Genomic DNA, 21,308 nt, shown 5'->3' with positions numbered 1-21,308 from the left:
GGTGTTGAGGTGGTGCCGGATCGGTTGAACTGTGGTCGAACGCAGTGTGACCGATTCGGCACGCCGCAGTGGTGGGCGAAGGTGGTTCGGGCGTCGTAGGTTGTTGGCCTGGGCCGGTCCCGTCGGGCCCTGACCGCTCCGAACAGAAGAGGTCAGATGAGCACATTCCAAGACCTGGGATCGTTGTTGCTCGTTCGTGGTGCCGATGAGCTGGAGCACGCGGGTGGCACGTTGTACGTGCATCTGCATCGGGTCGCCAAGCGACTCCGCTCGCTCGGCGGCTCCGAGACGCTGGTGCTGGCCGGGCTGGCGCATGCGGCGTACGGGACGGATGGGTTCCCGACGCATCTGTTCGACTGGCACGACGAACGGCCGGTGCTCGAGGCCGTGATCGGGCCGGAGGCGGAGCTGCTCGTCTACCGGTACGGCGCCTGCGAGCGTGAGACGACCTGGCGCGATCTCGCCGAGCACAGCACGGTGACGGATCGCTTCACCGGGACGTCGGAGGAGCTGACGTCAGCGGAGCTGCGCGACTTCATCGACCTCACGATCGTGAACGAGCTGGACGTCCTCGACCACGCCCCGGACCTCAAGCCCAAACTCCACGCGTTCCTCACCGAACAGATCCCGCGCTGGCAGTCCCTCGCCTCCCCCGCAGTACTGGCCGACGCCCACCGCGCACTGGAGCTCTAGGGTCCCGTAAGCGATGTAGCTACTCGGCCTGGGAGAAGGCGCGGATGGTGGTGATCACCAGCGCCAGCAGGGTGGCGGCAATCGTTGCCGCCACGCAGAGCCAGAGCGGCAGACTGGTCAGCAGGACGGTCGCGGCGAAGGTCAACGGACCTACAGAGAAACCGGCCAGCCGTGGGTGGTTCCTGATCCACCGCAGTACGACGGGGATCGGCATCCCGATCGGCGCCAGCAGAAGGCCGGCGACCAAGGCGACCTGCCAACCTCGGACGCTGAGCACCAACGCCCCGACCAGAAGCCAGCAGAACGGCGCGAAGGCCAGCAACCACCACGGCGGCTGCCACGCTTCCGGCGTATACGAGTCGTCGGTGTCCGGATCCGCCGGGTTCCGGGCGGGGTCGTCCTGTGTCACGCCCATCGCCCCCTCTGTCGGCTGGGCCCAACACTTCGAGTCTGGCACCAGCCGAACAGATTGCTGGAAAACAGCCCGTGGCCGACGCATGATCGGAACATGGCCCGCTACGAAGTGATCGCCCGCGCCACCATCGATCGAAGCCAGCCCACGTCCGCCTACTTCACCCTGGCCATGCTGTCCGGTCGTCTCGACAAGGGCATGCACCTGCGACGCATCGAGGACCTGCCCGACGGCAAGGTCGCACTCGTCCTGCAGCACAAGTTCAGTCCCCGGAAGCAGGACGAGGCCGCGCTGATGGCCAACCGGACGCTCGCCCAGCTCGGTATCCCGGCCAGCCAGGTGCAGCAGGTCGATCTGCTCCGGCTGTCCCGTAAGGGGCGCACTCTGGTCCGGTCCTGGATCGGCCCCGGCGACCCGCCCGGTCCCGGCTTCAGCGGGGACCGCGAGCCCCGCAAACCACTGCCCACTCCGCCGCACTTGAACGCCTCACTCGATCTCCCCAACGACTGACAAAGACAAAGCAGCCTCACCCGGCCTACGGCCGGGGCGGGGCGGCTGGGACGTACCGGCCCCGCCCCGTGATACGGACGGGGCGAGCGACCGGTTCAATCGGTACTCCGCGGCTGTCGCCGGACGGGGCGGCTGCCACGGAGCTCAGCGAGTCAGGGCGTGAAGACCTCGAAGGCGGCCGCGTACGTCGTACCGAGCCTGGTGCCGTGGGCGCGGCCGATGCCCTCGAGGAACTCCTCCGCGTCGAAGTGCGGCCAGTTGAGCCCTTCGATGTAGGCCTTGTGCGCCTTCAGCGAGTCGACCCCGACCGCGAAGGTGTCGGTCGTGTCGATGGCGTGCTTGCTCTTCGGTGAGCCGGCCGCCCACACCTGCCGGACACCGCCCCAGCGCTCGCCGTCATCGGGGAAGATCCACCGGTTGGCGGCGTCGCGGACCGCGTCGAGGGTGGCCCGGCCGGTGTTGATGTGGTCGGCCTGGTTGAGCAGTGCTTCGCCGTCCCAGGTGTCCCAGAAGTTGTTCGTGATGACGATCTCGGGCTGGTGCCGCCGGATCGCGCCCGCGATCAGCCGGCGCAGCGCGACGCCGTACTCGATCGTGCCGTCGGGCTGGCCGAGGAACTCGACCACGGGGACGCCGACGATCCGCGCCGACTCGATCTGCTCGGCCTCCCGCAGCGGGCCGCTCTCGGCCGGCGCGATGCCGTCGATGCCCGCCTCGCCGGAGGTGAGCAGGACGTAGACGATTTCCTTGCCCTGGCCGGTCCAGCGCGCGATCGCGGCGGCGGCGCCGAACTCGAGGTCGTCGGGGTGGGCGACCACCGCGAGGGCCTTGGTCCAGTCCTCGGGCAACGCTTCGAGCGGTTCCGGTGCAGTCATACCGGAAGGCTACGGCCGCGACGGTCCGTCCGGGAGCGGGGTTGCCCCGGAATACCAGCCATCCGGCCCACTAGGCCCCGAAGACCTGCCTGGTGTAGGGGTTGGCGAAGGTACGCTGCGGGTCGAGCCGGTCACGGACGGCGAGGAAGTCGTCGAACCGCGGGTACCGCTCGCGGAAGTCGGACGCCTCGAGCGTGTGCAGCTTGCCCCAGTGCGGCCGGCCGCCGAAGGCCCCGACGATCTGCTCGAAGGCGTCGAAGTACTTGTCGTGCGCGAGCCGGTGGTACTGATGGATCGCGATGTACCCGGTGTCGCGCCCGTACGCCGTCGACAGCCAGATGTCGTCGGCCGCCGCGACCCGGACCTCGATCGGGAACGGCAGCCGCTCCCCCGACCGGTCGATCCAGGAACGCAACTGCCGCACGACCTCGACCACATGCTCGCGCGGTACGGCGTACTCCGATTCGCGGAACACCACGTTGCGCTCCGAACAGAACACCTTGTACGACGAGTCGACGTACTCCCGTGCCGACAGCGCCCGGGACGCCAACTGGTTGATCCGCGGCACCAGCCCAGGTCGCCGTACCGACAGGCGGTTGGTCCACTCGAAGACGCGGTTGGACAGCAACTCGTCGTCGACCCAGCCGCGCAGCTTGCCGACCGGGGACGCGCCCACGCCGGGGCCGACCCGGTTGTTGCGCTTGGTCAGTGCGACGTCGGTGTGCGGGAACCAGTAGAACTCGAAGTGATCGTTGCCATCGGCAAGCTCATCGAAACCACCCAGTACTTCGCCCAGCGGCAGCGGCATCTCCTGAGCACGCAGCAGAAACGCCGGTACCGTCTGCAGAGTCAGCGCGGTGATCACGCCGAGCGAGCCGACCGAGACCCGCGCGGCGTTGAACACGTCCGGGTTCTCGTCCGCCGAGCAGTGCAGCACCGAGCCGTCGGCCGTGACGAGCTCGAGCCCGACGATCTGCGTCGCGATCCCACCGAGCTTCGCGCCGGTACCGTGCGTGCCGGTGGAGATGGCGCCCGCGATGGTCTGCTTGTCGATGTCGCCGAGGTTGGCCATCGCCAGGTCGAACGACGCGAGGCCCGCATTCAGCTTCGCGAGCCCGGTCCCCGCACCCAGCGTCACGTGACCGGAGGCCTGGTCGGCACTGGTGATCGAGGACAGCCCGTCGAGCCGGACCATCACCTGCTCAGGGACCGAGCAGCCGGTGAACGAGTGGCCGGAGCCGACCGCCTTGAGCTGCTTGCCCTGCTCGGCCGCCGTCTTGACCATCGCCGCGACCTCGTCGACCGACGACGGCCGCAGGGTCTCCACACCGGTTGCCGACTCAGTACCGGCCCAGTTCCGCCAGGTGGTGGTGCTCATCCGAAGTTCTTCCCCTCACCCCGGTAGGTGACGAGCTCGGTCAGCTCGTTGCCGTCGATCGCGTGCAGTACGTCGAATCGTTCCAGCATCTCGCCCGCCTTGGCATAGCGCATCCAGACCCGGTCGCCGATTCGCAGGCCACGGGCGTTCTCGCCCACGACGGGCGTCTGGACCTCGCCGGCTCCTTCGGTACCGAGCAAGCTCAGCCCGAGCGGCCAGCTCGGCGAAGGCAGCCGCGATTTCTTGGCCGGGCCGGATGCGACGTACCCGCCACCGAACAGGGTCGCGATCCGCGAGGTCGGGCGGCGGACCACTCCGAGCGCGTAGGCGACCGCGTGTTCAGGCTGGAAGACGTCGTACTTGTCGAAGAGCGTGGGCCCGTAGAGACCGGAGCCCGCGGTGACCTCGGTGACGGACGGGTCGGCGCTGCTGACCTCGATGCTTCCGGTGCCGCCCGAGTTGACCAGCTGCAGCAGCGCGACCTGCTTGAGGGCGTCGACGATCAGGCCGCGGCGGTCGGACAGTTCTCGCGCCGAGAGCTTCTTGACCAGGCGTACCGCCGGGGACGTGTCCGGCAGGCCGGCGATCTGTGCCTCGTAGAACATCACGCCGACGAGCTCGAACGCGTCGTCCGCCACCACTCGGCGAGCCAGTTCGAGAGCCTGGTCGGGCGTGCGCAGCGGCGACCGGCGTACGCCGAGATGCTGGCCGAAGATGCGCAGCGACGCGTCGACGTCGAGGCAGACCCGGATCCGTTCGCCGCCACCGGTGACCGACTTGATGAAGGCCAGCTGCTCGAAGTCGTCGATCATCAGCGTGATCCGCGACGCCAGCTCGGCATCGGCGGCCAGCTCCCGCAGGGCGGCGCGATGCACGGTCGGGTAGCCCATCAGGATGTCGTCGACGCCGTCCTGCGCCAGCCAGATCGCCTCCGGCAGCGCGTAGGCCATCACGCCGTGGAAGCCAGGACGGTCGAGCGCCGCCTTGATGAGCGCCCGTGAGCGCACGGACTTGGACGCCACGCGGATCGGCGTACCGGCGGCCCGGCGGACCAGATCGTCCGCGTTCCGGCGGAACGCGGCCAGGTCGACCACCGCGTACGGCGGCTCCAGCTCAGCCGTCAGCCGCGTGTACCTGTCGAAGTCAGCCATGTCAGGAGTTTAGAGCGAATAAATACTGAAAGGTAGTACATCTTTACGGCAAATCGATCACAGCCTGCAGAGCAGGTACTACGGCCCGCGCCCACGCGGCCTGCTGGTCGGGCGTTGTTGAGGATTGAGCCAGTAAGGCCACGGTAGAGCCCTTGAGCGTGGAAACCTCTACAAACGCCTCGGCAGCTTCGTAAGAACGGACCGCGGCGACTGCATCCGGGGAGGACCAGAGCTGCTTGACCTGCAGGCCGCCCTTCGTGCCGCAGGCTGTCATGCGGGCCTGGTAGCCGGTGTAGTAGGCCTTGGCGCGGGTGGAGTCGGCGAAGCGGAGTACCAGGACTGTGGCCGGTTTGGCGGCTGGTGTGCGGTAGGTGCCCTGTAGTGCGTGCGCCGGGACCGGCAGTGAGTCGGTGGGGAGTGGGTTGCCGCACCCGACGGGCAGTGCTTCGTAGGCGGCCTGCTGGGGTGCACGGCTGCGGGTCCAGGTGTCATTACCCACGAAGCCGACCTCTGCGCCGCCGGGGTCGGTGTAGGTCTTCCAGCCTTTGCCTAGCTTGGCGGGTGCTGGGAGGTTCTTGGCGGAGACAGGTCCGGCCGCTGCGGGTGGAGGGGCTGTCGCCTGCTCCGGGAGGGCAGGGGGCTCGGCAGCGTTGGTGGGCGGGGTTGTGTTCAGGGTGTTGGTCGGGACCGGCACAGTGCCGCCAGTCGCTGTGGGGGTTGGGGCGGGCTCAGCGGCTGGCTCGGCGCTGCAGCCGTACAGCAGAGCTGCAGCGCCCAGGACCAGAGCTAGTGCGGGTTTCACTGGGGCTCGAAGTGTTGGTAGTCGGGCTGACGCCAGCCGGCTCCCCAGAAGAAGCCTGCGGCGCGCAGTGCCTTGGTCGGAGCGCTACTGCTGAACAGCATCCCGGGACGGGCCACTGACCGGTTGCGGTAGGCCAGGCCGTTCGACGGGTACCAGACGTTGTTCGCCGCGAGGTACGGGTTCTCCACGGTGTTGATGTCGATCGCGTAGCCGTAGGAGTGCGGCGAGAGCGCGTACGGGTTGCCGGTGACCTGGCGGCAGTTGAAGGCCGAGGTGTTGTCCGCCGCCATCGACCGGATGTCGCTTCCGCCGTACAGATCGACGCGCTGCATCCTGCGGATCGGGAACTTGGCGTTGAAGCTCGCGGTCCAGACGGTGATCATCTTGGCCACGGCCGCGTCCCGGACGATCAGTTCACCGCGATGCACCAGGCCGTCGAAACCCCAGTAGTTCAAGGTCAGCAGGCGCAGCTGCGACGGCTTCACCGGGCAGCCGGCCCGGTAGGTCTTGTTGACGTAGCCCGCGCCGACAAGGGCGACCTTGGCGTTCACCAGCGCCTTGATCGTGATGACGGCATAGCCGGAGGCTTCGACAGAGGCTGCCGGGACGCCGAGCGTGATGACCCGGACAGTCTTGGTCGCGGGCAGGTTGTCCGGGACCGGTACTGCGAAGGTCCCGTTGGCCGCGATCCAGGCGCTCGTCAGGGTCCGCCACTTGCCGCCGTACCGGTCCTGGAGGCCGACGAGCTTCTTGCCGGGCTCGGGCGGGGTCAGCTTGCCGGTCATCTTCACGCCGGTCAGGACGGTGTACGTCGCGGCCGGCTTGTTCATCACCAGCGTGCGGTCGAGCACGTTGACCGTGCGGTCCGGGGAGGTGCCGAGGGTGCCTGGGTTCTTGTTGCCGATCACGACGCGGAAGGTCGCGGCGCCGGGGGCCGGCCAGGTGTAGAGGAACTTGTAGGCGCCGTCGGCGATCGTGCGGGTCGAGCCGCGCAGTACCCAGGTGGTGCCTTGCTTCTGCCAGAGGGTCAGGTACCAGTTCGCCAGGCCGCTCTCCATCCGGCCCGCGAGCGTGATCGGGCGGTCCTCCCAGGTGTTGGCCGGCTGGGTCAGCGTGATCGGCGTCGCCACCGCCGGAGTCGGTGGTGGTGTCGTCGGCGGTGGTGGTACCGGCGGCGTCGTCGGTTCGTCCGCCGGAGCAGGCGTCGGCGTGGTGGCCTCGGCCGCGGCGGGCGGCGCTGCCGGCTGCGTCGCCACCGGTGTCGACGGCGGTGGAGTCTCCGCGGCAGTCGCGACCGCAGGTATCAGTGCGAGACACAGCACCGCCGTGAAGGCGGCCGATCCCAAGGCACGAGCCTTCATGGGCCAGTCCTCCCCAGTTCGGGAGAGCCACCCCAGCTCTCCTCTCACCTACTAAGAGGCTTCTACCCAGGAAGACGTCACACTCTGCCCGAAATGTTCGACTATTCGTGCAATCTCTTGACGGCGGCGTCGACCCGCTCATCGGTCGCGGTCAACGCGACCCGCACGTGCCGCTCACCCGCTGCGCCGTAGAAGGCACCCGGCGCGACGAGAATGCCGCGCTCGGACAGTGCCTCGACAGAGCCATAGGCGTCGTACGCCGGATTGCTCGCCCACAAGTAGAGGCCGCCCTGCGACAAGGTGATCTCCCAGCCGGCAACGGTCAGCGCATCACGCAGTACTGTCCGGCGGCGGATGTACCGGGCGCGCTGCTCGTCTACATGCACGTCGTCGGCGAAGGCAGCAGCCATAGCGGCCTGGATCGGCGACGGGACCATCAGGCCCGCGTGCTTGCGCACTGCCAGCAACTCGGCGACCACTGCCTCGTCACCCGCCACGAAGCCGGCACGGTAGCCGGCGAGGTTGGAGCGCTTGGACAGCGAGTGCACTGCAAGCAGGTTGTCGAAGCTGCCGCCACAGACGTCCGGGTGCAGCACCGACACAGGGGTCGAGTCCCAGCCGAACTCCATGTAGCACTCGTCGCTGACCAGCAGTACGTCGTTTGCCCGGGCCCACTCGACCGCTGCGCGCAGTTCGTCGGCAGAGGTGATCTGGCCGGAGGGGTTGCGCGGTGAGTTGAGGTAGGCGACCTGTACCGGGCCGTCATACTGCGTGGGGTTGGCTACCGGGACGCTGGTGGCCCGGGCGAGCGCTGCACCGGCCTCATACGTCGGGTAGGCGAGGTCTGGGATCAATACGGTGTCGCCGGCACCGATGCCGAGCAGTGTCGGCAGCAGCATGATCAGCTCCTTGGTGCCGATCACCGGGAGGATGCCGTGCTGCGGGTCGACGTTGGGGACGTCCAGCCGGCGTGCGAGCCAGTCGACGGCCGCCTGGCGCGCAGTACCGGTCCCGATGGTCGTCGGGTACGCCGGTGCGTCGGCAGCGTCCGCCAGTGCCTTCTTGACCAGCTCCGGCACCGGGTCGACCGGGCTTCCGATCGACAGATCCACGATCCCGTCCGGATGAGCCGCCGCCTTCTGCTTGAAGGGAGCGAGCTTGTCCCAGGGGAAGTCCGGCAAACGACTGGAGGTGGCTGCGAAGTTCACCCCTGCATTGTCTCCTGCTCTTCCTTCGGCAGGTCGGCGGCTGCCCGCTCCGTGGAACCTTCGGCGAGGAAGCCGGTGGCGGCGGCTACTACGGCGGGGTCGCGGAGGACCCGGTTGTGGCCGAGGCCGTCGGTGAGGTGGAGCTTCGCGTCCGGCCAGACGTCGACGAGGGCGATGCTGCCGTCGGCGGAGGTTTCGCGATCCGAGCGGTCGTGTATCACCAGCAAGGCCGGCAGTTCGCGCTCCTCGGCCAGGGCATCGACGATCGTCGGGACGGTGTAGCCCTCCATCGGCCCGAATCTGCGGCTGAACCGGCGCAGGAAGCCGGCCCGGATCCGGGGACCGAAGCCGAGATGAGCCTCGTACTGCGCCAGCCCCTCGCGGAAGTCCGTCGCCGTCGCGAGGAACACGATCCGCCGCGCGCCGAACCCATCCCGCAACGCCAGCGTCACCGCGGCCGCACCCAGCGAATGCGCCATCACCCCGTACGCCGGTCCGTACGCCGCGACGACCGCTTCGAACGCATCAGCCAACTCCGGCAGCGTGGACCGCTGAGCCCCGTCCCGGCCCGGCTCGGACTCCCCATGACTCGGCGCGTCGAACGCAATGACCCGGAACCCCGCATCGAGCAGCGGCGGAATGAACGCGGCCAACTGAAGCCCCCAGCCGCCCCACCCATGCACCAGGTAGATCGTCGGGCCATCGACCCCGCCCTGGCCCCGAACCGCCCCACCGGCTACGCCGCCGCTCCAGATCCGTCCACGGACGATGCCACCTTCGAACGGCAACTCCAGGGGCGTCGCCTCCGGCAACTCCACCCGTAGCCGTTTGGCCTTCTCGGAGACCTGTGGGAGGCGGAACCAGATCGTGTCCAGCATCCGCGCGCCCACCGCCGGCGCGACCCGTTCGAGCACCTGGAAGATCCGGCGCCGTCTGGCCAGAGTCCGACCGTTCGTGCTTTTCTTTGCCGACATGACCGCTCCTCAGGGGAAGGATTCAGACCTTGGCCGCCCGGAGCAGCGCCTCGAAAGCGGCGCGGGCCCGATCCTCGGCCTGGGGGTCGGCCAGCAACCGGCTGGCCAGGTGGTACGACATCAGCACACCGCGGATGTCGAAGGCGTACTGCTCCGGATCGGCATCAGCGCGGAACTGCCCCTCGCTGACCCCGGTCCGGAAGACGGTGGCGATCGTGTCCACGTAGTCGCGCTCGATCTGCACCACCCGATCACGCACCGGACCGGGCGGGGCGTCGTCCAGTTCGGCCGACACGCTCGTGAAGAAACAGCCACCAGGCAGGGCGAGATCGCCGTTGTCCCAGCGCAGCTTGCGATCGAACAGCTCCCGCAACCGCGGCTCGCCACGCGGCATCTTCAGGGCCGGCCGCAGCACCCGCTCGGCGAACAACTCCCCGGCCCAGTCGATCACCGCGACCTGCAGTTGCTCCTTGGACCGGAAGTGCCCGAACAGCCCGCTCTTGGAGAGGCCGGTCTTGTCCGCGAGCAGCCCGATGGTGAGCGCGCCCAGCCCGACCAGGCTGACCTGACGGGCCGCCTCGTCCAGCACCGCGGCGCGCGTCTCTTCACCCTTGCTCACGGGATCAATAAAAGCACGGTCGTTCGCAACAGAGCAAGCCGATTCAGCAGGACCGGGCCGGGTCGACCTTCCGGTGGATCGCGTCGCCGATCTCCTTGAGCTGCGCCAACTGCCCGGGAGTCAGCGCATCGATCACGTACTCCCGTACCGCCGCCACATGCCCAGGAGCCGCCGCGACGACCTGCTCCCACCCGGCGTCGGTGAGCTCGGCGACCGTGATCCGGCCGTCCTCGACGTCTGGCCTGCGTACGACGAAGCCGCGCTTCTCGAGTCGCTTCACCACATGCGACAGGCGGGACAGCGACCCATTGGCGAAGCCGGCGAGCTCACTCATCCGGCGCGAGCGATCCGGCGACTCGGACAGCCCGGCCATCACCAGGTACTCGAAATGGGTCAGCCCCGAGTCGCGCTGCAACTGGTAGTCGAGCGCGCCCGGCAGCTTGAACATCAGCGCGGCCAGCGACATCCAGGCCGCCAGCTCGTCGGGCGCGAGCCAGCGCACCCCGTCGTCCTCCCCGGTCATGTCACCACTCTAGCCGATTAGTTGACGCTTCAACCCACTGCGACTAGGGTTGACGCGTCAACTAACACTTCGAGAGCGGAACGTCACTGATGAATGTGTTCCTGTGGATCCTGGCCGGCCTGCTGGCTGCTTTGTTCCTCGGCGCGGGCGGCAGCAAGCTGGCTCAGTCCAAGGAGAAGCTCGGCGCGAACCCGAACATGAAATGGACCGAGGACTTCTCGGCCGGCCCGCTCAAGCTGATCGGCACCGCCGAGGTGCTGGCGGCTCTCGGCCTGATCCTGCCGGGCGCGCTGGACATCGCCCCGATCCTGGTCCCGCTGGCTGCGAGCGGGCTGGTGGTCCTGATGGCCGGCGCGATCGTCACCCACCTCCGCCGCAAGGAGTACCCGCCGCTCCTCATCAACACCATCATCCTGATCCTGGCCCTGGTCGTCGCGATCTTCCGCTTCGGCCCCAACAGTTTCTGATCCAAAACGCGGCCGCCGCTGCACTGGTCCCAGTGCAGCGGCGGCGGCGTACGTAGTACCGGCTGTCAGAGGTCTGTCAGAGGTAGAGCCCGGTCTGGCCGTCCTCGAGGCGGCCGGCGGCCACCGCGTGCAGGTCGCGTTCGCGCAGCAGGACGTAGTCGTCGCCGCGGACCTCGACCTCGGCGCGGTCCTCGGGGTCGAACAGCACCCGGTCGTCGACCTCGACGGTGCGCACGTTGGCGCCGATCGCGACCACCTTGGCCCAGGCCAGCCGGCGGCCCATCTGCGCGGTCGCGGGAATCAGGATGCCGGCCGAGGACTTGCGCTCGCCTTCGGCCTCGGTCGAGACCAGCACCCGGTCGTGCAGCATCCGGATCGGCAGCTTGTCGTCGGCCAGCCGCTTGCGAGCCGTCACCGGCGACCCACCAGCTTGCGGATCATGATCAGCATGCCGAGGACGCCCACCGCCGCGGCACCGACGGCGACCAGCTTCTGGGTGCGCAACTGCCCGCGCTCGTCGAACACCTGGGCCCTGGCCTGTTCGACCTGCCGCTTGGCGACGTTCTTCGGGTGCGCCCGGTCGACCAGCTCATCGACGGTCGAGGCCAGTCGGGCGCGGGTGGCGGCGATGTCCGCCTCGATCTGCTCGGTGGTCCGAGCCTTCGTCTCCGGCACCTTGGGCTCCCTTCACAGTGTTTGATCCCATCCTTGCAGACACGTCTTGCAGGTCAGCGCTGGAGATCCACGACCACCTTGATATCGCCGGGCTCCTTGACCAGGGCTGCAGGCCAGTTCGACAGCGGCACCGACCGTGTGATGAGCCGCTCCAGCCACGCCGGGTCTGCGGCCAGCAGTACCTCCACCGCATCCGCATAGTGCCGCTTGGCCGCGTTCACCGTCCCGACCAGCGCAGCGTTCCGTACTACGAGTTGCCGCGTCAGCGCGTCGAGCTGTACGTCGATGGACGCCGGCCCCGGCGAGATCCCGGTCAGACACATGACGCCGGCCGGCGGCAGCAGCTTCGCGCAGTCGAACACGAGCTGCCCGGCCCCGGTCGCCTCGACCACCACGTCAGGCGTCACTGTCAGGTCGGAGACGTCATTGAGGTACTCCGCGCCGAGGTCCCGGACCAGTTGCGGCTTGGGGCCGTCGGTCGCGAGGTCGAGTACATGGACGGTGTGCCCGCGCTGGGTGGCGATGAGGGCGGCCAGTAGGCCGATCGGGCCGGCACCTGTGATCAGCACGTGCTCGGGGCCGTACCAGGAGCGGGCACCGACATGTTCGATCTGGTCCCAGGCCTTGGTCAGGATGCTGGCGGGCTCGACCAGTACGCCGAGCTGCCCGAGTTGCTGTGGCACCGGGACGGCGTAGTACGGGTCTACTCGCCAGCGCTCGGCGCCGTAGCCGTCCATCTCCTTGATGCCGCGCTCGGTGTAGCGGCCGTTGCGGCAGAAGTCCCACTCGCCGCGTGCGCAGGCTGGGCAGGGCACTGGGTCGGGGCGGCGGACTATGCCGACAATTAGGTCACCAGTGGCGAACCCTGAACCCGTCGGCGCCTCCAGTACCCGGCCGAGGGACTCATGCCCGATCACCAGCCTGTCGGCGCCGGGACGGCCCGTACCGAAGAGACCGCTGCAGAGCTCGATATCCGTACCGCAGATCCCAGCGAGCAGTCCCTCGACCAGTACCGAGCCGTCGGACTCAGGCGGCTCCGGCACCTCGCCGACCGAGGCAGAGTCAGCCTTGCCCGGCACCACCGTCATCGCCCGCATGAGACCACTCTGCCCCATTCAGCCTGGTTGAAGCCGTCACGCCAGTCGGGTGATGTCCACGGTGACATCGATTGCCGTGGCAGCCCCTCCCGAGTAGATGCCCTTCAGCGGCGAGACGTCCCCGTAGTCGCGACCAGTGGCGACCCAGACGTGCCGGTGAGCGATCGGGATGTCGTTGGTCGGGTCGTACCCCCACCAGCCACCCGTCCACGCCTCGATCCACGCATGGCTCTCACCGACCACCGTCTCCCCCACCGCCGCATCAGTCTTGGTGTGCAGATAGCCGGAGACATACCGAGCCGGTACTCCGACAGCCCGGAGCATTGCCAGCGTCAGGTGCGCGTAGTCCTGGCAAACTCCTTCACCGGCCTGCCACGCGTCCACTGCCGACGAGTGCACGCCAGTGGTCCCACGCTGGTAGGTCATGGTGCCGTGAACCCACTTGGAGATCGCCAGGACGGTCTCTGCCGGGCTGAGGCCCTTGCGGAGGCTCCGGGCGATCGCAGCCAGCTCCCTGTTCTTGGGGACGTACTCCGCGAACTCCAGGTACTCGCCGTACCGGTCGAGGCTCTGTGGCGAACGCACGTCAGCCCAGGTCGCTTCCTCTTCCGGCGTGGGCTGTGCGGTGGTCTCGACGACCGAGGCTGCGATCACCTTCAGCTCGGTGTGCGGGGCGTGCAGGTCGAAGGAGTTGACCTCGGTGCCCCAGTAGTCGGTGTAGCGGTAGGAGCGGGTGGCCGGAACTGTCTCCAGCCGGGCGACCATGAGGTTCTGCCGGTCGTCGCTGCGCGGAGTGAGTCGTGCCTCGTTGTAGGACTGCGTGACGGCGGTTGCATAGCGGTAGCCAGTCGTGTGGACCACACGGAGACGCCACTTCACAGGTTCACCTCCGCGTTGTTCCACTCCACCCAGGGCACTGCGTGGAAGTACTGCTGTGACACGGCCTCGCCCACCTCGCGCACTGTCGCCTGCAGGGCCTGCAGCCTTCCAGTGAGGTCGTCGAGCAGCTCGGCCGGTCGCAGGAACTCCAGGTCGCTCCTTGCCTTGCCCAACAACCTGCTGGCCTCTGCGCTCGCGCCGATGCGAGCAGACTCGCCGTGCTCGAGCTCCTCCAGGCAGGACTCGGCCTTGCTCAGCGCATGGAACACAGAGCGCGGGAACAGTCGGTCCATCAGCAGGAACTGGACTACCCGGGATGCGTCCAGGGCGCCACGGTAGGTGCGCAGGTACGTGTCGTGCGCGCCCGCTGAGCGCAGTACTGTCACCCACCCGGGCGAAGTCGGCTTGTCGCCTGCCCGGGACATCAGGAGCCGCACGATCATGTCGACGCGCTCCACCGACCGCCCGAGCACCAGGAAGCGCCAGCCGTCGTCCCTGCTCATCGTGGAGTCCGCGAGACCGGCGAACATCGCGGCGCGGTCCTCTACGAAGGTGAAGAACTCGTGCGGCCCTACCCGGCGAGCAGCGCGCTGCCGTTCGGGCACTGCGTTCCACATCGAGTTGATGCAGTGCCAGAGCTCACTGGAGACGACCTCGCGCGCCACCCGGGTGTTCTCGCGGGCGCTGGAGATGGACGACACGATCGAGCCGGAGCGGTCCGGGGACATCGCCACCAGCTCGGTCAGCGTCCACACGTCCAGAGTGGTCCCCTTGGGCGGTTCGATGCCCAGGACCGCCAGCAGCCGGCGACTGGCGGTGTCGGCGTCCACGGTCGCGTCCTCGAGCAGTTGGTGCACCGATACGTCGAGGATCCGGGCCGTGTCGTCCGCGCGTTCGACGTACCGGCCGATCCAGTACAGCGACTCGGCATTGCGTGCGAGCATCGTCAGCACCTCCCCATCACTGTTGCTGCTGTTGGGCGACGTTGAGCTCCGGGCCCTGCTCCGGAGTACTGGCCTCGTCCGAGCGCAGGCCGGCCGCGGCCAGGCCCCGGCCGCGCAGCTCGGCGTTCTCGTCGGACGCCCTGGGCGCCAGCACCCAGGTGTCCTTGGAGCCGCCGCCCTGGGACGAGTTCACGACCAGGCTGCCCTCCGGGATCGCCACCCGGGTCAGGCCACCGGGCAGGACGAACACGGACTCGCCGTCGTTCACAGCGAAGGGCCGCAGGTCCACATGTCTCGGCTGCAGCCGCTCACCGACCTTGGTCGGCACAGTGGACAGCTGTACTACGGGTTGCGCGATCCACCCGCGTGGGTTGCTCCGGATCCGGCGGCGCTGGGCAGCGAGCTCCTTGGCCGACGCATCCGGGCCGAACACGATCCCGTAGCCGCCCGAGCCCTCCACCGGCTTGGTGACCAGCTCGTCCAGCCGGTCGAGCACCTCGTCGTGCTCAGCGGGCAGCCAGCAGCGGAAGGTGTCGACGTTCGGCAGCAGCGGGGTCTCACCCAGGTAGTACTTCAGGATCTCGGGCAGGTAGGTGTAGACCAGCTTGTCGTCGCCGACGCCGTTGCCGATCGCATTGGCGACCACTACGTTGCCGGCCCGCGCCGCGTTCACCAGGCCCGCGACGCCGAGCACTGAGTCGGGTACGAAGTGCACCGGGTCCAGGAACTCGTCATCGATCCGCCGGTAGATCACATCCACCCGCTGCTCGCCCTCGGTGGTCCGCAGGTAGATGACGTTGTTGCGGGCGAACAGGTCCCGGCCCTCGACCAGTTCGACCCCCATCTGGCGGGCTAGGAGCGAGTGCTCGAAGTAGGCCGAGTTGTAGACGCCCGGGGTCAGGACGACCACGTTCGGGTCCGTAGTACCGGCTGGTGCTGCTGCGCGAAGGGCGCGGAGTAGATGGACGGCGTAGTCGCCTACTGCGCGCACCCGGTGCTTGGCGAAGAGGTCTGGGAACACCCGGGCCATGGTCCGGCGGTTCTCCATCACGTAGGACACCCCGGATGGGCTGCGCAGGTTGTCCTCCAGCACCCGGAAGTCGCCCTGCTCGTCCCGTACTACGTCAATGCCGGCCACGTGGATCCGCACGCCGTTGGGCGGCGCAATGCCGGCCGCCTGGCGATGGAAGTGCTCGCAGGAGGTGATGAGCCGCCGTGGCAGTACGCCGTCCGCCACGATCTCCTGCGCGCCGTAGATGTCCGCGAGGAACGCCTCCAGCGCCCGGACCCGCTGGACGATGCCGCGCTCCAGCCGAGCCCACTCGGAGGCAGTGATGACGCGCGGGACCAGGTCGAGCGGGAACGGCCGCTCCTCCCCCGACAGCGAGAAGGTGATGCCCTGGTCGACCAGGGCCCGGTCGAGCGCCTCGGACCTGGCCGTCAGGTCGGCAGGCTGCAGCGGCGTCAGCGACTCGTGCAACCGCCGGTACGCCGGCCGCACCTCCTCGCCGGCGCCGAACATCTCGTCGTACGCGCCGGCATGCGGCCGTCCCGGATCGAGGTAGCCGTCGAACAACTGTGGGCCAGCGGGGCGGATCGATGCGCGGCTCATCTCCGAATCTTCACCCACCGATGCCCGCCTCGCACCTGGATCCCGGGTCAGTTTTCCCGCACGTAACAAGCGAACCGCATCCGTGTAACACAAGCGCTTGCTCTCGGCCGGAGCCGCTGAGGCGACTGTCGGAGCAGTACGGCAGAATGTCGGACAATCACCTGCTCCTGGGAGGGACACCTCATGCCCGATCGTCTGGCCGTCGGCGACGCCGCACCCGATTTCACCCTCCCGGACGCGGACGGCAACGACGTCTCGCTGGCCTCGCTGCGCGGCAAGAGCGTGATCGTGTACTTCTACCCGGCCGCGATGACGCCGGGCTGCACCAAGCAGGCCTGCGACTTCCGCGACTCGCTCGACTCACTGCAGGCCCACGGGTACGCCGTACTCGGCATCTCCCCGGACAAGCCGGCCAAGCTGGCGAAGTTCCGCGAGCGCGACGGCGTGACGTTCCCGCTGCTCAGCGACCCGGACAAAGAGGTGCTGACCGCGTACGGCGCCTTCGGCGAGAAGACGATGTACGGCAAGAAGGTGACCGGGGTGATCCGGTCGACCTTCGTCGTCGACCCGGACGGCAAGATCGCGGTCGCGCAGTACAACGTGAAGGCCACCGGCCACGTGGCGAAGTTGCGCCGCGATCTCGGTCTCGACTGATTGTCAGGACATTTTCCGAAGGTAAACCCGCAACCGTTTCATAACGGTGGTCCAGGGAACGTCCGTTGGCGCGGTCGAGTCGATGTGATTTGGATCACACAAAGTTTTCACCTGTTCGCAGCGGAAACACTACGTTCCGTCATATTTGCAGACCTCTGAGGGACGAGCAGTACTGCCGACGCGCTCCGCGTCCAGTTGCAACCCTCCATCTGGTGCGTGGACATCGGCCGCGCTCTTCGCCCTGACCAGTGCAAACCGGGTAATCTGCGCGCGCAGTCTGCCTCTGGGAGGGAGGGACCTGCCGCGATGGGAAAACACTCCTCTGCGGTGACGAAAAGTAACAACAACAACCGGCGTCCGCTGTATCTGACGGCCGCCGGGCTACTGGTGCTGTCGTTGGGCGCCGTGTTTGTGGTCCGCTCCTTCGGGTCGGAATCCGGTGCCGACGGGTTCCTGGGTGGTAAGTCGTGCAACGACAAGACCCAGATCCGGCTCAGCACCACGCCCGAGATCCAGCCCTTGCTGGAGCGGGCGGCCAAGGCCGTGGCGGACCGCAAGGACGACAGCACCACCGCGTGCCTGCAGTTCAACATCACCGGGGCCCCGTCGTCCAAGGTGGCCAGGGACATCGCGAACAACGCGGAGGGCCGGCCCGATCTGTGGGTGCCGGACTCCTCGCTGTGGGTGTCCCAGGCCGACGACGGCCAGTCGGTGCCGACCATCGCCGTCCCGTCGGTCGCGACCTCACCGCTGGTACTGGTCGGCCGCTCGGACAACTTCGCCGACGTCTCGTCCTGGCTCGGCACGTTCTCCAAGACAACGCCGGCCCTGCTCGACCCGTTGAGCCAGTCGCCCGGCGCGCTGGCCCTGCTCGCCATCCAGGCGGAGCGGGCCAGAACGACGGCCTCCGAGACCCAGGTGGGCGAGGTCATCGTGCCGCTGGCCCAGAAGCTCGGGTCGATGGCCAAGCCGTACACCGACGTGAACGGGTTGCTCGGCCGGGCCGGCCAGCCCGACAGCACTCTCGTCGTACCGGCCTCGGAGCAGAGCTTCGTCAAGTACCAGGACGAACACCCCGACTCGGAGTTGAAGGCGGTCGTGCCGCGGACCGGCACGCTGCTGCTCGACTACCCGATCGTGGTCACCTCGTCGTCGGACAACGAGGCGTACTCCGACGCGGCCAAGGCACTCGGCGAGGAGCTGATCAACAACGCGGTCGCGCAGGCGCGTGACGACCTCGGTTTCCGCGACGCACTGGTCAGCGACCTGGGTGGCGGCCGCGGTGTCGGTGCGGTCAGCCGGCTGCCCGTGCCGTCCACGGCGGCCATCAACAAGGTGCTGGGCGAATGGACCCGGCTGTCGCTGTCGGCGCACTCGCTCGCGGTGATCGACGTGTCCGGTTCGATGGCCGAGAAGGTCGGCAACAAGACCCGGATGCAGCTCACGATCGAGGCCGCGGTCAGCGGCCTGAAGCTGTTCCCGGACAACGCCGCGCTCGGCCTGTGGACGTTCTCCACGAAGATCGGCAAATCCAACGCCGACTTCCGCGAGCTCGTCCCGATCGCCAAGCTGACCGAGGCCCAGCGCCAGCGGATCACCACCGCGCTGGCGCCGCAACAGGCGATCAAGGGCGGCGGAACCGGCCTGTACGACACCGCGATCGCCGCCGTCCAGGCGGTCCGCAGTGGCTACGACTCCAGCGCCGTGAACGCCGTCCTGCTGTTCACCGACGGCAAGAACGACGACCCGGGCAGCCTCTCGCTGGCCCAGACCGTCGCGACCCTGAAGGCGCTGAAGGACCCGGCCCGCCCGGTCCGCATCATCGCCTTGGGCATGGGTCCCGACGTCGACATCAACGAACTCCAGGCACTGGCCATCGCCACCGGCGGCCAGGCGTTCGTCGCGAAGAACCCCCAGGACCTGCGGACCGTCTTCATCAACGCCCTGCAGAGCCGCTGACGATCGGCGTCCCCCTAAGATGTCACCAGGGGGACGCCGATCCTCCAGCCAGAGTGGTGGAATGGCAGACACGCCGGCTTTAGGTGCCGGTGCCCCCGGGCGTGCGGGTTCAAGTCCCGCCTCTGGCACAACCCGGCTTGATGGTCAGCTCACGATGCCGTGGGCGGTGTTCCATTTTTTGGCGCCTTGGTAGGCGTCGATCATTCCCCAGACCCAGACGGCGGGGAGCAGGACGAAGCCGATGATGACGAAGCAGAGGACCGCCGCGACGCAGTAGGCGGCGAAGATGGCGATGCCCAGGCCTACGTTGCCGTTGATCAGGGTGCCCAGACCGGGAATGAAGAAGGACGCCACCAGCGCCAGGCCCGGGTTCTTGGGTGCTACCTGTTGTGGGTAGCCGATGCCGTACGGCTGCGGCGCCGGAAGGTTGCCGTACTGCGGTGGGCTTCCGTACTGCGGTTGTTGCTGCCCGTACTGCGGTGGGCTTCCGTACTGCGGTTGTTGCTGCCCGTACTGCGGCTCTTGTGCGGGCTGGTCCGGGTGTTGCCACTCCGGATACTGCTGAGACATGGTTCTCCCCTCATCCCCGAGCCCCCCTCGGGATGTGGGCCAACGTAACGCTCTGTGCTGGTGTTGCCTAGCCCTGGGGCCTAGATCGTTCGAACTGTGACCGTGCGTCAGTTTCGCGTCGAGCCTTCGCGGGAAGGTCTGCACTGCGCCACGTAGTTGTCCGGCCTGGTAGCCAACGGCGCAGGGGAGGCAACTGTGGACAAGAAGGCGAACGTGGCGCTGTGGAAGATCCAGCTCACCCAAGGTGGTACCGCCCAGACGACTCTCGATGACCTCTTGGAGTCCTACAACAGGCTGCGGAGGGCAGAACCCGCAAACCATCCCCGCCTCGTCCAGGTGACGCTGGCTCAGGCAGTCGGCGGTGTCTCGTTGGAGCTCTACACGCGCTCTCGCCGATCGCCAGGGTTCGCCCCTTTCGTAGCCGACCACCTCGTCTCCGAGGACGACCGGAAGAAATTCGCCTACAACGTCATCGACGCATGCCTCTTCATCGTCACGAAGCCTTCGCTTTTCGCGGTGACCTCCGGCTTCGGCTACCGCGTCTTCGACGGGTACGTGGATTACGCCTTCCCCTTCGAGGTGGCCAAGCGACTGGTGGCGAACAACTTCGTCGCCGCGGACGTCCGGGAGTTCTCCGGACCGAGGGCAAGCCGAACCGAGACCTATCGGCGAGCCCAGTCGATCTCCGGTAGCGAGTCCTTCGGGAAGGTATGGAAGCGACTGGTCGGCCGCCTGGACACCGGCCTGCTACCGGCGGGCGGATATCTGGCCAGCATCATCGACCTCAACAAACCGCCGGCCCTGGAGATGAAATCCTCTTTCACAATTCGAAAGCGGCTCGACCTTCTCGAGGTGGTCAAGCTCGCCCAGGAACTCGACGACCTGCCGGAACCGTCGGCCGATCAGACTCGCCAGCTCGCCTTCCTGGACAACCTCTATGTCGTGCGCGATCAACAGCTGATCCTTGATCTGCGCTACCAACTGCTCGACGACGTGCGCCGAGCGATCGTCGACGGGGCGGAACTCGACCTCGATCTCGGTGACCCTGACGAGCTCGCCGCCTACCAAACCGGCACGGACTTCCAACTGTCGCGTTGGACGGTACCGGGCGATCCGCCCGACAAGGACGACCTGTTCAAGGTGATTCGTCAGCAGCTCGGCAGTCTTCTCAAGAAGCCGGCAGCCTTCGTCGAGAAGCTGGAGACCTTGCGGTTCTCCTACCGCAGGCAGTCCGACGACGCCCAGCCGATCCGCAAGGAAGTTCACAAGTTCATGCATGGCCAGGTCGACCTCAACGGTCAGACCTACTTCCTGCTCGACGGTGTCTGGTACCGGGCTCAGGGCGCATGTCTCGAGAACCTCAAGCGAGATTTCCTGGCCGAGGTGTTCGCCGACAGGGATCCCATCCTGTCGCGGGAGGATCTCGGTCTGATGACGTGGTCGGGGACCGACGAAGACGGCTACAACCGGGCCCAGGGCGGCGCGGGACCGTTCTACTACGGCGACAAGGTGTTCGCCTTGACCGATCGCGGGAAAGTAGAACTCTTCGACCTGCTTCGGGTGGACAAAGCGGCCGGAGTTCTGCATGTCATTCACGTCAAAGACGGTTTCGATGGCAAGATGCGCGACGCCTGCTCGCAGATATCACTGGCCCGGGAGGTCATCACCGCGGATCTGACCAACGGAAAGGTCCTCTTGCGGGCCTTCTATCCGCGTTGGCAGGCCGCCAACGCCGGCCGAGGGATCAGCGAGGAAGAGTTTCTGGGCTGGTTCGACCTGAACATCATCTATGCCGTCCTGGCGTCGACCAAGACTGACTTCACCGAACAATCCTTTGATCAACAGCTCAGGTCACACATAGCCCGTCGCGAGATCATCGCGACCCGGAACGAGTTCAAATCCAGCGGAGCCGTTTTCAGGCTCCTCCACACCAGGCGTTCTTGAA

General features: G+C 67.5%; 23 protein-coding genes and 1 tRNA gene. 7 read left to right on the top strand and 17 right to left on the bottom strand.

From position 1 onward, the window contains the following. The first annotated feature begins 156 nt into the window (after positions 1–156). On the top strand, positions 157–693 hold the full coding sequence (locus ABD768_RS31345) for a DUF6817 domain-containing protein (RefSeq protein ID WP_343980644.1): 537 nt from the start codon (positions 157–159) through the stop codon (positions 691–693). Between the two features lie 19 nt (positions 694–712). On the opposite strand, the gene ABD768_RS31340 is transcribed toward ABD768_RS31345, so the two are convergent. Next, positions 713–1,108 carry a hypothetical protein gene (locus ABD768_RS31340; RefSeq protein ID WP_344846606.1) on the bottom strand — a complete coding sequence of 132 codons (396 nt, stop codon included), beginning with the start codon at positions 1,106–1,108 and terminating at the stop codon, positions 713–715. Positions 1,109–1,201: 93 nt separating this feature from the next. Here ABD768_RS31340 and ABD768_RS31335 point away from each other — a divergent pair, with 93 nt between their 5' ends. Continuing rightward, positions 1,202–1,615 (top strand): hypothetical protein, encoded by a 414-nt coding sequence (locus ABD768_RS31335; protein WP_343980639.1) that lies wholly within the window; start codon positions 1,202–1,204, stop codon positions 1,613–1,615. Between the two features lie 152 nt (positions 1,616–1,767). Here ABD768_RS31335 and ABD768_RS31330 read toward each other — a convergent pair whose 3' ends face one another. The 9 genes from ABD768_RS31330 to ABD768_RS31290 all read right to left on the bottom strand — a co-directional run bounded on the left by ABD768_RS31330 (position 1,768) and on the right by ABD768_RS31290 (position 10,506). After that, the gene (locus ABD768_RS31330; protein WP_343980636.1) at positions 1,768–2,490 is read right to left on the bottom strand and encodes a PIG-L deacetylase family protein; all 723 of its coding nucleotides are present in this window, start codon (positions 2,488–2,490) and stop codon (positions 1,768–1,770) included. A 70-nt stretch (positions 2,491–2,560) separates the two neighbouring features. Next, positions 2,561–3,868, bottom strand: a complete 1,308-nt coding sequence (locus ABD768_RS31325) for a D-arabinono-1,4-lactone oxidase (RefSeq protein WP_343980632.1) — start codon at positions 3,866–3,868, stop codon at positions 2,561–2,563. Next, the gene (locus ABD768_RS31320) at positions 3,865–5,019 is read right to left on the bottom strand and encodes an amino acid deaminase/aldolase (protein ID WP_344846603.1); all 1,155 of its coding nucleotides are present in this window, start codon (positions 5,017–5,019) and stop codon (positions 3,865–3,867) included. Before ABD768_RS31320 ends, ABD768_RS31325 begins: the two co-directional genes overlap by 4 nt. Positions 5,020–5,062: 43 nt before the next feature. Continuing rightward, the gene (locus ABD768_RS31315; RefSeq protein ID WP_344846601.1) at positions 5,063–5,821 is read right to left on the bottom strand and encodes a hypothetical protein; all 759 of its coding nucleotides are present in this window, start codon (positions 5,819–5,821) and stop codon (positions 5,063–5,065) included. Next, on the bottom strand, positions 5,818–7,182 hold the full coding sequence (locus ABD768_RS31310; RefSeq protein ID WP_344846599.1) for a M15 family metallopeptidase: 1,365 nt from the start codon (positions 7,180–7,182) through the stop codon (positions 5,818–5,820). The genes ABD768_RS31315 and ABD768_RS31310 overlap by 4 nt, the downstream gene beginning before the upstream one ends. A gap of 101 nt (positions 7,183–7,283) precedes the next feature. After that, positions 7,284–8,390, bottom strand: a complete 1,107-nt coding sequence (gene dapC, locus ABD768_RS31305; RefSeq protein ID WP_344846597.1) for a succinyldiaminopimelate transaminase — start codon at positions 8,388–8,390, stop codon at positions 7,284–7,286. Then, positions 8,387–9,364, bottom strand: a complete 978-nt coding sequence (locus ABD768_RS31300) for an alpha/beta fold hydrolase (RefSeq protein WP_344846595.1) — start codon at positions 9,362–9,364, stop codon at positions 8,387–8,389. Before ABD768_RS31300 ends, dapC begins: the two co-directional genes overlap by 4 nt. 22 nt (positions 9,365–9,386) lie before the next feature. Next, positions 9,387–9,983 (bottom strand): TetR/AcrR family transcriptional regulator, encoded by a 597-nt coding sequence (locus ABD768_RS31295; RefSeq protein WP_343980612.1) that lies wholly within the window; start codon positions 9,981–9,983, stop codon positions 9,387–9,389. A 43-nt stretch (positions 9,984–10,026) separates the two neighbouring features. After that, positions 10,027–10,506 carry a MarR family winged helix-turn-helix transcriptional regulator gene (locus ABD768_RS31290; protein WP_343980609.1) on the bottom strand — a complete coding sequence of 160 codons (480 nt, stop codon included), beginning with the start codon at positions 10,504–10,506 and terminating at the stop codon, positions 10,027–10,029. A gap of 89 nt (positions 10,507–10,595) precedes the next feature. Here ABD768_RS31290 and ABD768_RS31285 point away from each other — a divergent pair, with 89 nt between their 5' ends. Then, on the top strand, positions 10,596–10,973 hold the full coding sequence (locus tag ABD768_RS31285; RefSeq protein ID WP_344846593.1) for a DoxX family protein: 378 nt from the start codon (positions 10,596–10,598) through the stop codon (positions 10,971–10,973). A 76-nt stretch (positions 10,974–11,049) separates the two neighbouring features. Here ABD768_RS31285 and ABD768_RS31280 read toward each other — a convergent pair whose 3' ends face one another. Genes ABD768_RS31280 through ABD768_RS31255 form a run of 6 tightly spaced genes read right to left on the bottom strand, consistent with a single transcriptional unit; the run spans position 11,050 to position 16,180 of the window. Beyond that, entirely contained in the window at positions 11,050–11,388 is a 339-nt protein-coding gene (locus ABD768_RS31280) for a GroES family chaperonin (protein ID WP_343980603.1), read from the bottom strand. Further along, on the bottom strand, positions 11,385–11,648 hold the full coding sequence (locus ABD768_RS31275) for a DUF3618 domain-containing protein (RefSeq protein WP_344846591.1): 264 nt from the start codon (positions 11,646–11,648) through the stop codon (positions 11,385–11,387). Before ABD768_RS31275 ends, ABD768_RS31280 begins: the two co-directional genes overlap by 4 nt. 53 nt (positions 11,649–11,701) lie before the next feature. Beyond that, positions 11,702–12,745 (bottom strand): glucose 1-dehydrogenase, encoded by a 1,044-nt coding sequence (locus ABD768_RS31270; protein ID WP_344846589.1) that lies wholly within the window; start codon positions 12,743–12,745, stop codon positions 11,702–11,704. Between the two features lie 36 nt (positions 12,746–12,781). Beyond that, positions 12,782–13,624, bottom strand: a complete 843-nt coding sequence (locus ABD768_RS31265; protein WP_344846587.1) for a transglutaminase family protein — start codon at positions 13,622–13,624, stop codon at positions 12,782–12,784. Then, positions 13,621–14,568, bottom strand: a complete 948-nt coding sequence (locus ABD768_RS31260) for an alpha-E domain-containing protein (protein ID WP_343980591.1) — start codon at positions 14,566–14,568, stop codon at positions 13,621–13,623. Before ABD768_RS31260 ends, ABD768_RS31265 begins: the two co-directional genes overlap by 4 nt. A gap of 16 nt (positions 14,569–14,584) precedes the next feature. Then, positions 14,585–16,180: a circularly permuted type 2 ATP-grasp protein gene (locus ABD768_RS31255; RefSeq protein WP_425558462.1), complete on the bottom strand. Its 1,596-nt coding sequence runs from the start codon at positions 16,178–16,180 to the stop codon at positions 14,585–14,587. A gap of 183 nt (positions 16,181–16,363) precedes the next feature. On the opposite strand from ABD768_RS31255, the gene bcp reads away from it, so the two are divergent. The 3 genes from bcp to ABD768_RS31240 all read left to right on the top strand — a co-directional run bounded on the left by bcp (position 16,364) and on the right by ABD768_RS31240 (position 18,921). After that, positions 16,364–16,834, top strand: coding sequence for a thioredoxin-dependent thiol peroxidase (gene bcp / locus ABD768_RS31250; RefSeq protein WP_343980588.1), 471 nt, complete (start codon positions 16,364–16,366; stop codon positions 16,832–16,834). Positions 16,835–17,161: 327 nt separating this feature from the next. Beyond that, on the top strand, positions 17,162–18,793 hold the full coding sequence (locus ABD768_RS31245) for a substrate-binding domain-containing protein (RefSeq protein WP_343980584.1): 1,632 nt from the start codon (positions 17,162–17,164) through the stop codon (positions 18,791–18,793). Positions 18,794–18,840: 47 nt separating this feature from the next. Continuing rightward, a tRNA-Leu gene (locus ABD768_RS31240) sits at positions 18,841–18,921 on the top strand. A gap of 16 nt (positions 18,922–18,937) precedes the next feature. Here ABD768_RS31240 and ABD768_RS31235 read toward each other — a convergent pair. Next, positions 18,938–19,363, bottom strand: a complete 426-nt coding sequence (locus tag ABD768_RS31235) for a hypothetical protein (RefSeq protein WP_344846584.1) — start codon at positions 19,361–19,363, stop codon at positions 18,938–18,940. Between the two features lie 336 nt (positions 19,364–19,699). Here ABD768_RS31235 and ABD768_RS31230 point away from each other — a divergent pair, with 336 nt between their 5' ends. After that, positions 19,700–21,307, top strand: coding sequence for a DUF6119 family protein (locus ABD768_RS31230; RefSeq protein ID WP_344846582.1), 1,608 nt, complete (start codon positions 19,700–19,702; stop codon positions 21,305–21,307). Position 21,308: the final 1 nt, after the last annotated feature.

It is taken from the genome of Kribbella ginsengisoli, assembly GCF_039537185.1.
GTDB lineage: Bacteria > Actinomycetota > Actinomycetes > Propionibacteriales > Kribbellaceae > Kribbella > Kribbella koreensis.
The sequence above is the reverse complement of the archived record's forward strand: the minus strand, read 5'-3'. Positions and strand labels throughout refer to the sequence as shown.

What these genes read in the sequence shown, in the direction of transcription:
- ABD768_RS31345 (WP_343980644.1), top strand. Translation starts at nt 157, where the DNA reads ATGAGCACATTCCAAGACCTGGGATCGTTGTTGCTCGTTCGTGGTGCC.
- ABD768_RS31340 (WP_344846606.1), bottom strand. Translation starts at nt 1,108, where the DNA reads ATGGGCGTGACACAGGACGACCCCGCCCGGAACCCGGCGGATCCGGAC.
- ABD768_RS31335 (WP_343980639.1), top strand. Translation starts at nt 1,202, where the DNA reads ATGGCCCGCTACGAAGTGATCGCCCGCGCCACCATCGATCGAAGCCAG.
- ABD768_RS31330 (WP_343980636.1), bottom strand. Translation starts at nt 2,490, where the DNA reads ATGACTGCACCGGAACCGCTCGAAGCGTTGCCCGAGGACTGGACCAAG.
- ABD768_RS31325 (WP_343980632.1), bottom strand. Translation starts at nt 3,868, where the DNA reads ATGAGCACCACCACCTGGCGGAACTGGGCCGGTACTGAGTCGGCAACC.
- ABD768_RS31320 (WP_344846603.1), bottom strand. Translation starts at nt 5,019, where the DNA reads ATGGCTGACTTCGACAGGTACACGCGGCTGACGGCTGAGCTGGAGCCG.
- ABD768_RS31310 (WP_344846599.1), bottom strand. Translation starts at nt 7,182, where the DNA reads ATGAAGGCTCGTGCCTTGGGATCGGCCGCCTTCACGGCGGTGCTGTGT.
- ABD768_RS31300 (WP_344846595.1), bottom strand. Translation starts at nt 9,364, where the DNA reads ATGTCGGCAAAGAAAAGCACGAACGGTCGGACTCTGGCCAGACGGCGC.
- ABD768_RS31290 (WP_343980609.1), bottom strand. Translation starts at nt 10,506, where the DNA reads ATGACCGGGGAGGACGACGGGGTGCGCTGGCTCGCGCCCGACGAGCTG.
- ABD768_RS31285 (WP_344846593.1), top strand. Translation starts at nt 10,596, where the DNA reads ATGAATGTGTTCCTGTGGATCCTGGCCGGCCTGCTGGCTGCTTTGTTC.
- ABD768_RS31270 (WP_344846589.1), bottom strand. Translation starts at nt 12,745, where the DNA reads ATGCGGGCGATGACGGTGGTGCCGGGCAAGGCTGACTCTGCCTCGGTC.
- ABD768_RS31260 (WP_343980591.1), bottom strand. Translation starts at nt 14,568, where the DNA reads ATGCTCGCACGCAATGCCGAGTCGCTGTACTGGATCGGCCGGTACGTC.
- ABD768_RS31255 (WP_425558462.1), bottom strand. Translation starts at nt 16,180, where the DNA reads ATGAGCCGCGCATCGATCCGCCCCGCTGGCCCACAGTTGTTCGACGGC.
- bcp (WP_343980588.1), top strand. Translation starts at nt 16,364, where the DNA reads ATGCCCGATCGTCTGGCCGTCGGCGACGCCGCACCCGATTTCACCCTC.
- ABD768_RS31235 (WP_344846584.1), bottom strand. Translation starts at nt 19,363, where the DNA reads ATGTCTCAGCAGTATCCGGAGTGGCAACACCCGGACCAGCCCGCACAA.